This is a genomic window from Paenibacillus solisilvae (assembly GCF_042656405.1).
Classification (GTDB): Bacteria; Bacillota; Bacilli; order Paenibacillales; family Paenibacillaceae; genus Paenibacillus_Z; species Paenibacillus_Z solisilvae.
On the sequence record NZ_JBHSOW010000052.1, the window covers coordinates 1 to 9608 of the forward strand.

The 9608-nt window shown below is 40.9% G+C and carries 13 protein-coding genes and 2 pseudogenes; 13 read left to right on the forward strand and 2 right to left on the reverse strand.

Annotated elements, in window-relative coordinates:
- The first annotated feature begins 208 nt into the window (after positions 1 to 208).
- The 8 genes from ACFPYJ_RS14940 (at position 209) to ACFPYJ_RS14975 (ending at position 4564) form a co-directional block, all read left to right on the forward strand.
- Positions 209 to 535: a transposase gene (locus ACFPYJ_RS14940; RefSeq protein ID WP_379188953.1), complete on the forward strand. Its 327-nt coding sequence runs from the start codon at positions 209 to 211 to the stop codon at positions 533 to 535.
- A 53-nt stretch (positions 536 to 588) separates the two neighbouring features.
- Positions 589 to 1296 carry a transposase gene (locus ACFPYJ_RS14945; RefSeq protein ID WP_379188954.1) on the forward strand — a complete coding sequence of 236 codons (708 nt, stop codon included), beginning with the start codon at positions 589 to 591 and terminating at the stop codon, positions 1294 to 1296.
- Positions 1297 to 1306: 10 nt separating this feature from the next.
- Positions 1307 to 1468, forward strand: coding sequence for a hypothetical protein (locus ACFPYJ_RS14950; RefSeq protein WP_379188955.1), 162 nt, complete (start codon positions 1307 to 1309; stop codon positions 1466 to 1468).
- A 124-nt stretch (positions 1469 to 1592) separates the two neighbouring features.
- A complete protein-coding gene (locus tag ACFPYJ_RS14955; protein ID WP_379188956.1) occupies positions 1593 to 1883 on the forward strand; it encodes a hypothetical protein in 291 nt (96 codons plus the stop codon).
- A gap of 182 nt (positions 1884 to 2065) precedes the next feature.
- Positions 2066 to 2803 (forward strand): alpha/beta fold hydrolase, encoded by a 738-nt coding sequence (locus ACFPYJ_RS14960; protein WP_379188957.1) that lies wholly within the window; start codon positions 2066 to 2068, stop codon positions 2801 to 2803.
- A gap of 150 nt (positions 2804 to 2953) precedes the next feature.
- Complete coding sequence (locus tag ACFPYJ_RS14965; RefSeq protein WP_379188958.1) at positions 2954 to 3280, forward strand: antibiotic biosynthesis monooxygenase family protein; 327 nt, start codon at positions 2954 to 2956, stop codon at positions 3278 to 3280.
- Positions 3281 to 3482: 202 nt separating this feature from the next.
- Complete coding sequence (locus ACFPYJ_RS14970) at positions 3483 to 3905, forward strand: MarR family winged helix-turn-helix transcriptional regulator (RefSeq protein ID WP_379188959.1); 423 nt, start codon at positions 3483 to 3485, stop codon at positions 3903 to 3905.
- A 53-nt stretch (positions 3906 to 3958) separates the two neighbouring features.
- Entirely contained in the window at positions 3959 to 4564 is a 606-nt protein-coding gene (locus tag ACFPYJ_RS14975) for a pentapeptide repeat-containing protein (RefSeq protein ID WP_379188960.1), read from the forward strand.
- A 162-nt stretch (positions 4565 to 4726) separates the two neighbouring features.
- Here ACFPYJ_RS14975 and ACFPYJ_RS14980 read toward each other — a convergent pair whose 3' ends face one another.
- On the reverse strand, positions 4727 to 5929 hold the full coding sequence (locus ACFPYJ_RS14980; RefSeq protein ID WP_379188961.1) for an IS110 family RNA-guided transposase: 1203 nt from the start codon (positions 5927 to 5929) through the stop codon (positions 4727 to 4729).
- 402 nt (positions 5930 to 6331) lie between these two features.
- On the opposite strand from ACFPYJ_RS14980, the pseudogene ACFPYJ_RS14985 reads away from it, so the two are divergent.
- Positions 6332 to 7100: pseudogene (locus ACFPYJ_RS14985) on the forward strand (NAD(P)-dependent alcohol dehydrogenase); the annotation flags it as partial.
- 11 nt (positions 7101 to 7111) lie between these two features.
- Positions 7112 to 7414: pseudogene (locus ACFPYJ_RS14990) on the forward strand (DinB family protein); the annotation flags it as partial.
- A gap of 43 nt (positions 7415 to 7457) precedes the next feature.
- Here ACFPYJ_RS14990 and ACFPYJ_RS14995 read toward each other — a convergent pair.
- Positions 7458 to 7925 (reverse strand): hypothetical protein, encoded by a 468-nt coding sequence (locus tag ACFPYJ_RS14995; RefSeq protein ID WP_379188962.1) that lies wholly within the window; start codon positions 7923 to 7925, stop codon positions 7458 to 7460.
- A gap of 185 nt (positions 7926 to 8110) precedes the next feature.
- Here ACFPYJ_RS14995 and ACFPYJ_RS15000 point away from each other — a divergent pair, with 185 nt between their 5' ends.
- The 3 genes from ACFPYJ_RS15000 to ACFPYJ_RS15010 all read left to right on the forward strand — a co-directional run bounded on the left by ACFPYJ_RS15000 (position 8111) and on the right by ACFPYJ_RS15010 (position 9464).
- Positions 8111 to 8689, forward strand: a complete 579-nt coding sequence (locus ACFPYJ_RS15000) for a VanW family protein (protein WP_379188963.1) — start codon at positions 8111 to 8113, stop codon at positions 8687 to 8689.
- 222 nt (positions 8690 to 8911) lie between these two features.
- Positions 8912 to 9103: a DUF3973 domain-containing protein gene (locus ACFPYJ_RS15005; RefSeq protein ID WP_379188964.1), complete on the forward strand. Its 192-nt coding sequence runs from the start codon at positions 8912 to 8914 to the stop codon at positions 9101 to 9103.
- 145 nt (positions 9104 to 9248) lie between these two features.
- On the forward strand, positions 9249 to 9464 hold the full coding sequence (locus ACFPYJ_RS15010) for a hypothetical protein (RefSeq protein ID WP_379188965.1): 216 nt from the start codon (positions 9249 to 9251) through the stop codon (positions 9462 to 9464).
- Positions 9465 to 9608: the final 144 nt, after the last annotated feature.

The window sequence follows — 9608 nt, forward strand, 5'->3', positions numbered from 1 at the left end:
TTTCAGTACACTTCACAAAATCAAAAACAAATGTTTTTCAGTGGCCTCGTATAGACCCCTCCGTATTTTTTCTGTTGAGGGCGGATTATCTCTTCGAGAACACCGTCCCTACGGGCATACCCTTGCATAACAACTTTTTAGCCCCCTAATGAATTTGGACAGTACACCCCTTACTCCGATACAATAATAGTAGGCGGAGGGGAATGAAATGAAGAAAAAGCAGTATGACCTAAATTTTAAAAGGATGGTAGTGGCCAAAGGGAAAGAGATTGGCAACATGACCGCCGTAGCAAGGCAACACGAGTTGGATCCGAAGATGGTGCTCCGGTGGGCTAGAGAGTTGAATCGTAAGGATCTCGATCAACTGGATGGGACTAGCGTCAAGCAATCGAAATTTGTTCCAACAGCCGAAGATTATGCACAGTTGGAGAAAGAGAATGAAACGCTTAAGAAGCTCTTTGTTGAGCAAGCTCTGGAGAGGGATATTCTCAAAGACCTACTAAAAAAAACGAACCCGCACTTGCGGATAAAATAGCGATTGCCCTGAAATATATTGCGCTTGGGCACAGCATTAGCTTCGTCCTTCGCGTGCTCGAAGTAGAGCGATCCACCTACTACGCCCATGTCAATCGGGAGCAGCAAGCACGGCCAGCAACTGCCAACAGCAGTGGTCGTCCTGTGCCGGGCCTCTCGTACCGGCAAGATGGAAAGACGATCAGTGACGAGCAAATTTGCGAATGGGTCATGGAGCTTCTGGCCGGCGAGGGTGCGTCGTATGGCTACCGGAAGCTCACTGTGCTGCTCAAAAGGCGGTATATGCTACGGATCAATAAAAAGAAGGTTTACCGCCTTTGTAAACGAATGGATGTCCTTCGTCCGCAGCGACAGCTCACGATCAAGTATCCCAAACGAATGGCCAGCAATCGCGTGATTACAGGCTCTAATCAGCTTTGGGAAACCGATATTAAGTATGGATGGATCCACGGCGAGCAGCGATTCTTCTTCTTGATGAGCATCATCGATGTGTTTGATCGTGCCATTATCACCTATCATCTTGGATTAACCTGTGAGGCCAGGCATTTGGTGCAGATCACGCAGGAAGCTTTGATGAAGCGCCAACTCTTTGACAAAACGGATAAGCCAGTCATCCGATCAGACAACGGTCCACCGTTCATTAGCCACCGATTTGAAGAGGTGTGTGAGAGGTTCAAACTGACTCACGAGCGTATACCGCCAAAGACGCCGAACAAGAACGCTCACATCGAATCCTTTCACTCCATCCTGGAAGCGGAGTGATACCGCCGTCATGAATTTGAGACGTATCCACAAGCTTACGAAGTCGTCAGTCAGTTTATTCAAGATTACAATTGCATTCGAATCCACGGTAGTATCTACCGATCTGTCTCCGTATGAGTACATGGAGGCCGTTAAGCAAGGAACGGTAACGCCGAAGCAGTTCAAGGTCTAATACGGCGTAAAACGATGTAAATCAGAGTAATGCTAAGTGTAGGATCGGATAAGAGGTTCGCTGTCCATAATTCGGGGGTTTACCCGCTATCAGCAGTCTTAGAATAAACAAATATGTTCCACAAATGTATCAAGGTCTTCTGCCAAAGGTTTTTCCAGAAGGCGAGTACACTTTAATTGTATTTTCTGCTTCGAAAGATGAAGCGATAATTTCAAAGCACGTTGAAAAAGCATTAAGGAAACTTGCTGAGAAACCAAACAGTTATATCTTCATTTTTGCAGAAAAATTTACCATTGGAGCTGTAAATTATTTAGATAGTCTTGGAATAAAGCATATTGCTTTACGCGAGCCAGATTCTCGGACAGATCAGCAATATAACGATATGAAAAACCATCTAGATCCACATATTAAGTAACACAAGTATTTGAACTAACGGATACGATAATTCCAAATGCGAGCAGCCCTTCGTTCCGCTAACAGGCAGGTTAACTCAAACAAGAAATTGTGCTACCATACGAGTTAAAGCTATTAATTCATTCGGAACTAGGGGGTTTAGAGTAAAGTTGAATAATCCGAACAAGAGAGGTTGATTGTCTATTGGTAGAGATTTTAGGGGAAGAAAGCTTTGTTGAACTTGATGGTTTTAAGTTATTTACTAAATCCTTTGGTGTCAATAGGGGTTATCCAACTGTCGTCATGGATTCAGGTTATGGTGATTATTCTAAGGCTTGGAAAGCGGTAATTCCTGATATCGCCTCAATTACGAAAGTATTTGTTTATGATAGAGCTGGATTAGGCAGAAGCGAAAAAAGTCCAAATCCGCGAACTAGCAAAGAAATTATAAATGAACTTAAGCATCTTTTGTTAAAATCTAATATAACACCTCCATACATCTTAGTGGGTCACTCTTTTGGTGGCGTAAATGTTCGATTATATGCCAGTGAGTTTCCAAATGACGTAGTCGGGGTTCTTTTAGTTGATGCAACACCAGAGGAGTATAGAGAGAGGTTTTTGCCATCAATGCCTAGAGAGTTTCAAGAAGCTTATAACAAACAATTTATACATGAATCAACATTTGACGAGTTTATGGAAAGCTTGGGTCAGTTAAAACTGAAACGACATCTTGGAAACATTCCATTAATCATTATTTCAGCAGGTAAAAAAGACCACTATTCACCAAGTTCTCAGGAGCTGTGGCATGAAATGCAAAGAGAGACACTATCAATTTCGGAAAATAGTGAGTTTATTATTGCATACAATAGTGCACATTATATTCAGAATTATGAACCATCTATTATTATTGATGGAATAAAGCGATTATTGTTAAAAATTTAAAAGGATACCTAAAGAGCTATTTGTTTTTGTTTCTCAACTAACGGATAACGAGAGCTCAATAGACATAAGCGAAGGCTGCCGACAGCAAGATCGGCAGCCTTCGCTTAGCTAACCGGCAGAAGAAATTAACAAGTTAATGGAGGAAAGTTCATGAGTGAGATTGCTAAAACTCCACAACCACCATATTATGCAGTGATTTTTACATCTGAACGAACAGATTGGGATAACGGATATGCGGAAATTGCAGATGAAATGGAGAAACTTGCATCCGTTCAACCTGGATTTTTAGGAGTAGAGAGTGCCAGAGAAGGTTTAGGTATTACTGTATCTTATTGGGAGTCTCTCGAAGCTATACAAAAATGGAAACAGAACGAGCGACATTTAGTCGCCCAAAGTCAAGGTATCTCTGATTGGTATCTCACTTATAAAACAAGAGTTTGTAGAGTCGAACGGGATTACGGATTTGAAAAAGTCTAATCAAGTCGAGTTGTAGATTAGCTAACGAGAAACGAGAGCTCAATAGACATAAGCGAAGGCTGCCGGCAGCAAGATCGGCAGCCTTCGCTGAGCTAACTGGCAGTTATGCTCAATAATTCACACTACATATATGGAAATAACCATAGTTTTAGTTGACTTATCAACTACTTTGGTATATTCTTTCATGGGATGTGATTACAAAATGGATTTACTCGATAATATTGCTGTCTTAATTCATGATGCCAAATTAGAGATATCTATGCACATGACTAAAAGTTTAGCTCCGTATGATATTACGCCTGAACAAGCCTTTATCATTGTTTTGCTCAATGAACGAGATGGGTTGTCTCAGGGTGAGATTGCTTTCGCTTTAAGAAAAGATAAATCAAGCATCACTCGGATGATAGTGAGCCTTGAAACTAAAGGTGTAATGCACAGAATTACTAATAGTTATGACCGTCGTTACTTTAAAGTATCATTAACACATAAAGGTAAGAGCTTAGCTACAAATGTAATACCTTGTATTTCAGGAACTATTGATGTACTTGAAACAGGTTTTTCACTTGAAGAAATGAATGAATTACGAAGGCTTCTAATTAAGATGCGAGATAATATGAAAAAATAATTTGCGTACACCTAATAGTTGATGCATCAACTATTAGAAAAGGAGGAATTATCATGTTTGAGCATATCAATCAAAATTATGAAGGAGTAGACTTTTGTAATCAAGATTTGAGGTATGGCGAGCTAATAAGTTGCACTTTTCATCGTTGCACATTTGCTAACGGATCGTTAGAGGAGATTACAACGAGGAACTGCCGTTTCGTTGAATGTAATTTTCGGGGTGCCTCGTTAAATAGCTCCGTTCATAAAGAATCTGCGTTTGAGAATTGTAACTTTGCCGAAGCCAATCTATTTGTCTCGAAGTTTGAAAACTGCAAAATGACGGGTTCAGATTTTTCCAGTGCCAATATGGATGGAATCACCATTTTCCAAGGGGATTGGTCTTATACGAATTTGAGAAATGCCAGACTGGTTAAGCAAGATTTACGTGGAATTAAATTTTATGAATCAGATTTAACCGAAGCAAATTTAGAAAAAGCTGACTTAAGAAATTGTGATCTTACGAGAACAATGCTAGCTAGAGCGAAATTACAGGGAACCGATGTAAGGGGAGCTAAAATGGATGGTGTGGATTTCAAATCCATCACACTCAAGGGGTTACGAATGGATACAGAGCAAGCAGTGTTGTTTTCACTCTCGCATGGAGCCAAAATGAATTAAATGACTATCGGTCTTATCATTCGTTACTAAAACCAGCTAATATCTTGTCAACATTTTTCTCTTAAATTAAGTTGGCGAAGGCAGTATACTAAAAATAGGCGTGCTAAAGAACCTTCTCTGCATATGCTGGAAGGTTTTTCGTTTGAATGATAAATATGCTAATTAAGCTAAGTCGACAAAGCTACCCTGCTTCACTAATAATGCATAAATCCAGTGCAGAAGCTTGTTAACACACGCAATCAGAGCAACGCGATAAGGCTTTCCTGATTCACGTTTCTTGTCGTAAAACTCTCGTAGTCTCTTGCTGCCTGTCTTCCTAAGACCGCACAATACGGCGAGATATAAGGCGTGTCGTAGCTTCTTTGAACCACGTTTGGTAATGCGATTGGTGGTCGCTGTGAACTTACCTGAAGCGTAAACACTAGGGTCAATTCCTGCGAAAGCAACCAGCTTTTTAGCATGATTAAACCGATGGATCTCCCCGATCTCAGACAGAATCGTTGCAGCGATTTTGCCTCCTATACCGGGTATCGATTGGATAATCTGATAAGCTTCAATCTCTTCAGCAAGAGCATCAATCTGACTTCGTAGGTGGGAAAGATGCTCTTGGTACTGAAGGAGTAAATCGATGTACAACGCTAAGCTTATCAGATGGCTGCTATAGTTTACTTTCTGAAAAGGATTGTTTGCTGCAGCTGCCATGATAAGAATTGCTTTTTCGTCAGCCCAGCGATCAGAGCGACTTGGGCAGAGGCATGCAATTGCATGGGCGATATTCGCTTCTCCAGCAACTAGAAAGGCTGTAGGCGTCGTAAATTGCTTAAGAAGCTGCAGCGAAACTCTTGAATAGAGATCACCGAAGATACCTCTGTAGTCTGGGAAAACCTGATCTAACACGGCTTGGAACTGCAGTTTTACCTGTACATACATTTGCGTAAGAGAGTCAGACTGACGTGTTAAATGTCTAAGATTCAATAGTTGAACGCCACGTTGTTTATGGTCTTCAAATTCCTCTTTATAATACAGTTCACATAGCCGAAAGGCATCAATCGCATCTGTTTTCACTTTGCGTAGACTTGATTTCTTGGCTTGATGTGAAATGAGAGGATTTACGACTAAGAACAAGATGCCGTGTTCCTCTAGATACTGGATGACGGCCTGGTGGTAGTGTCCCGTCGATTCCAAGATAACAATTGGCGCTTTCTCAGCCTTAATCTGCACTTTGGTAATGACATCTAGAAACTGCATAAGACCATCTTGGTTATGCTGAAAACAAAATGGATGTCCAAAGGGCTGACCTTTGTCTAAGAAAACTTGTCCATCACTTTTACCTTTTGAAATATCCAGGCCAATGACTGGATTCATGAAAAAACCTCCCTCTCATAAATATTGCCGGCACCCCTAAGCACTGCTCATAGTTCCACAACATCGCTTGTTATGCGAGATCTGTTCGTCTCAACCAGCTTAAACATGGTTTCTACGAGTAGGGGGCGATCAGTTTTAGCGACGGGTTATGTACCCAGGGGAACGACCGATCTGCCCCGGCTACTGACAAATACACCACCAATATAAAAATTGGTCAACCAGTAATAACTGGCTGACCTCATAATACGACGGGAAACGATAGCGTATAAAATACTACCACAAGGCTGCCGACACATGATCGGCAGCCTGTTCCGCTAACGGGCAGTGATGTGAAACGAAATCCATCTGGCTTCGTAAACATAAAAAGGATTGTAAATAATTGGAGGCGACCCATGAAAGGCCATTGTATGCACAAAGTACGGATCACCGGATGTTCTTCAACTGGCAGAGGTAAACAAACCAGTTCCCAAGCATAACGAGGTGCTGGTTAAAATTCATGCGACAACCGTATCGGCAATGGACGTTAGAATTCGCGGTTCCTCTCATGTATTGGATAATCATGCGAATCGTACTCGGATTCAGAAAACCCAAACAACCTATTCTGGGCGTAGAGTTATCTGGAGAAATCGAAGAAGTAGGTAAAGATGTGAAACGATTCAAAAAAGGTGATCAGGTCATCGCGTATAGAGGGATGAATTTCGGTACGTATTCCGAGTATACCTGTCTGCATGAAGACGGACTGGTGGTCATGAAACCGGCAAATGCGAGTTATGAAGAGGCGGCGGCCGTTTCTTTTGGCGGACTTTCGGCATTGTACTTCCTTAGACAAGGGAATATCCGAAATGGACAAAAAGTTCTGATTTACGGGGCATCCGGTTCGGTAGGATCAGCGGCGATTCAGCTTGCAAAGCATTTTGGAGCGAAAGTAACTGGGGTTTTCAGCACTCCCAATACGGAACTGGTGAAAGCTTTGGGAGCAGACCATGTCATGGATTACACGAAAGAGGACTTTGCGAGCAGCAATGATCTATATGATCTTATTTTTGATGCAGTTGGGAAAATTTCAAAAGCGAATCGCATGAAAGTTCTAGCTCCCGAAGGTAAGTACGTGTCGGTGGATGGGCAGGGAATCGCGAAAGTGTGCGTTGAAGATTTACTTTTTCTCGCGGAAAGCGATACGCAATGCTGCGGGAAGCCATCGAAGGGTTGACCGAAGAGGAGCTTCGTTACAAGCCCGCACCGGACAAATGGAGCATTCATCAAATCCTCATACATGTGACGGATTCCGAGATCTCGTCCACATCTCGGTTGAAAAAGGTCTTGGCGGAGGAGGAGCCGCTTCTGATTTCATTTGACCAAAACGCATGGGCGAATAACTTAGGGTATGATCTGATGGACCGTGAACAGCATCTGCTTCTGTTCAGATTGCTTCGTTCCAGCATGCAGACTATTCTGGACAATCTGACTAACGAACAAAGCGAGCGCGGCAATTTTGATTTTTTATACCGTTGGTAGGTAATGTTTTCGTTTAGTGCGGTGTCGTCGTTTGTATGGTAAGTACGTAATTCTTTTCCGAGTTGTAATAGGTTTTATCATCGGCTACCATGACATGCACGGTTTCACCGGGCTTTACCTCATAGAGTGTGCCCTTCTTGAGATTCCCATCATTTCTGTCAAACTGCCATTTAACCATATAGTTAAGGTTGCGTGTGTACCAGATGTCGTATGGGATGTTATATGGAGTGGTCAAAAGAAAAGTAACATTTAGAGTTTTTCTGGTGTTGTTGGTCCATGTGAATAGATCCTGATCATTCCAGTAGCTAAGGTATCCCATAAAGTAGTCGTAAGGCTTCAGCTCTTGAGCCATTTCGATTGCATGTCCTTCTACATCAGTTGTTTCAAGATAGGACTTAGGGGTTGCAGCAATCACCGATGATGAGAACGATAACAAACAAACGCTTGCGAGTGTGTATAAAATCAGGTTTTTGATCTTCATTCTCTTATTCACCTCTCTCATATAATAGTATTCAGTTACTAATTATACATGTATTTCCATCGATATTAATGTGTCCATTCAACTATTAAGGGCTCATGAAAGTAACAGCAATATTAACATACAACGACATCATTCTACACAGTAATGGTGCTATAGTACGATTAACAATAACTGGATGTAATGTCATGATTGTTGATAGAGGCTGGCCAGCTTTAAAGAATGCGGAGGTGATATTTTTGAAGATTAAAAAGTTACTTTTATCCGCTCTGGTCGGAGTCAGTATCTTGGCGACTGATCAGTCTGCATTTGCAGCGCCATTTAGTTCCAAACTTGAAACGAGCGATATTTCACCTTTAACTTATACAAGCATCCAGATGAATCAATATTATATGGGCTATATCAGTGGATATGATGTACCTATTGGGTCGTATTGGGATATTGATGATCGGTTTAAATGGACGAACAACACTGATCACGATATTGCAATTGAGGTCTGGCTATTCTCTCCATATGGTTTGCACTATGACCTATTTATGGACCCTCCTGATGATGGACAAATTTATTCAATTTTTGCTACGGAGAAAGGACAATATAGTTACATTAGAAATTATGGAAGATTTGGACCAAAAAAACCGAACCAACAAATCATAATCAAGCCTGGAATAACGGTAAATTTCATAGTCAGTCAGTACCAGTCGATACTGGAAACCAGCAGTACAAAGAATTATGTATTGTGGATTAATGAGATACCTATCGAAAAATAAAGTAACTAAGTGCAGATGCTTTTAAGGGCGGAGCGTTAAAGCACGAGCAGCGCGTAGTGCTTCTGTTGGTGGAATCTGTTTTAAACACCGCTTGTGTAACTTTATACGTAGAATAAGGGGCACTCCATTGCGAGTGTTTTTTTTATTTCAAATCCTATTTCTTTACTATTTAATTTGAACTATGATCTTCTTGGAAAGTAATTACAAGAGGAGGTAATTTATATGTATTATTGTATTGGGTGTAACAGGATGCATGAAAAGTCTGAATCCGGCACTATTATCTTCTTGAGTGGATTTATTAAAAAGGAAGACAAGTTAGTGAGCGTTGGTCATTGTAAAGCATCTGTGACATCCAAAACAAATTCAGATGGTCTTGAAGAAAAATTAGCCTACCTGTTGAGGCATGCTTGTTGATCATAGCGACCTCATTATTATTATTGACATTGGTCACTCTTAATCGAGTGGCTTTTTTTGTTTACCGGGTAAGAATTCAGTGTAATAAGGGTAAGCCATAGAGAGTGTCTTTATTAATGCCTAATTTTAAAGGAGACGATAATCATTGTTTAAAGCTAAATTTAAAGTACATTCAATAACGAAGGTTGGCGGAAACTATGTTGAAGTCAAAATGATGGCTGCAGTGGGTGATAATGATTTTACGGAGTATACCCCAACAGGCGAAATGAGATTTATTTGTTCCAATTCAGAAGTGAATAAACAAGTGAAGCCTGGTAAAGTCTTCACTATAACGTTTACTGAAGATGTTGGACAACTATAATCCAAGCACCAATACCCCCGTAATAGATGTTCTTTGTTTAGATAATCTAATAGGCGCTTTCATATTTCCATTTCACATTCAGAACAAATAGACAGAGTTAATCTGGAACCAATAAAAGTGTTTCGCATGTTTTGTTTGCATAAA

Excerpts from the sequence above, each read along its gene's own strand:
- ACFPYJ_RS14940 (WP_379188953.1), top strand. The coding sequence starts at position 209 with ATGAAGAAAAAGCAGTATGACCTAAATTTTAAAAGGATGGTAGTGGCC.
- ACFPYJ_RS14950 (WP_379188955.1), top strand. The coding sequence starts at position 1,307 with ATGAATTTGAGACGTATCCACAAGCTTACGAAGTCGTCAGTCAGTTTA.
- ACFPYJ_RS14955 (WP_379188956.1), top strand. The coding sequence starts at position 1,593 with ATGTATCAAGGTCTTCTGCCAAAGGTTTTTCCAGAAGGCGAGTACACT.
- ACFPYJ_RS14965 (WP_379188958.1), top strand. The coding sequence starts at position 2,954 with ATGAGTGAGATTGCTAAAACTCCACAACCACCATATTATGCAGTGATT.
- ACFPYJ_RS14970 (WP_379188959.1), top strand. The coding sequence starts at position 3,483 with ATGGATTTACTCGATAATATTGCTGTCTTAATTCATGATGCCAAATTA.
- ACFPYJ_RS14975 (WP_379188960.1), top strand. The coding sequence starts at position 3,959 with ATGTTTGAGCATATCAATCAAAATTATGAAGGAGTAGACTTTTGTAAT.
- ACFPYJ_RS14980 (WP_379188961.1), bottom strand. The coding sequence starts at position 5,929 with ATGAATCCAGTCATTGGCCTGGATATTTCAAAAGGTAAAAGTGATGGA.
- ACFPYJ_RS14995 (WP_379188962.1), bottom strand. The coding sequence starts at position 7,925 with ATGAAGATCAAAAACCTGATTTTATACACACTCGCAAGCGTTTGTTTG.
- ACFPYJ_RS15000 (WP_379188963.1), top strand. The coding sequence starts at position 8,111 with ATGATTGTTGATAGAGGCTGGCCAGCTTTAAAGAATGCGGAGGTGATA.
- ACFPYJ_RS15005 (WP_379188964.1), top strand. The coding sequence starts at position 8,912 with ATGTATTATTGTATTGGGTGTAACAGGATGCATGAAAAGTCTGAATCC.